The organism is Pseudomonas cyclaminis (assembly GCF_015163715.1).
GTDB lineage: Bacteria > Pseudomonadota > Gammaproteobacteria > Pseudomonadales > Pseudomonadaceae > Aquipseudomonas > Aquipseudomonas cyclaminis.
This window is the reverse complement of record NZ_JADDUM010000338.1, coordinates 1-797: the sequence shown is the minus strand read 5'-3', so window position 1 is coordinate 797 and position 797 is coordinate 1. Positions and strand designations below refer to the sequence as shown.

Sequence of the window (797 nt, the reverse complement as noted above, 5' to 3'; positions counted from 1 at the left end):
GACACCACAATCACCGCAATGCCGCTGGCCGCGAGGTTGTGGATGATCTGGTAAATCTCCGATTTGGCGCCGATGTCGATGCCCCGCGTCGGTTCATCCAGCAGCAGCACCTTCATCGGCATCGACAGCCAGCGGCCCAAAATGGCCTTCTGCTGATTGCCGCCGGACAGGTACATGATTTTCTGTTGTGCATCCGGGGTTTTGACCTTCATCGCCTTGATTTGCTGGTCGGCGTTGCCCTTTTCCCAGGTCTCGCGCAGCAACCAGCCGAACGAGGAATGGGCGCCACGGGCGCTGATGTTGATGTTCTCGGCGACGCTGGAAAGCGGAATGATGCCTTCCTTCTTGCGGTCCTCGGGGCACAGCAAAACACCGGCGGCGATGGCGTCTCGCGGGGAGCGCAGTTGCAGGTGTTCACCGCACAATTGCAGGCTGCCAGCGCTGCTGCGCTCCAGGCCGCTGAGCAAGCGGAACAACTCCGTACGCCCTGCCCCGACCAATCCGAACAGGCCAAGAATCTCGCCTTTGCGCACGTCAAAACTGATCGGCTCGCGCAGGCCGGGGCCGAGCAGACCATCGACCTTGAGCGCCACCTCGCCCTGCTCACGCGGGCGGTAGTCGTAGATGTCCTGAATATCGCGACCGACCATGCAGGTCACCAACTGGTCGTGACTCAACGCGCTCATGTCGTCAAAGGTGCGCACGTAACGGCCGTCCTTGAACACGGTGACCGCGTTGCAAATACGGAACACTTCTTCCATGCGGTGCGACACGTAAAGCACCACTTTGCCCTCATC

1 protein-coding gene is annotated in these 797 nt (G+C 60.6%); it reads right to left on the bottom strand.

Annotation, left to right across the window (positions count from 1 at the left end):
• Window positions 1-797: ATP-binding cassette domain-containing protein (locus IQK56_RS29995; protein ID WP_193901954.1), on the bottom strand; the 797-nt coding region annotated here is incomplete at both ends.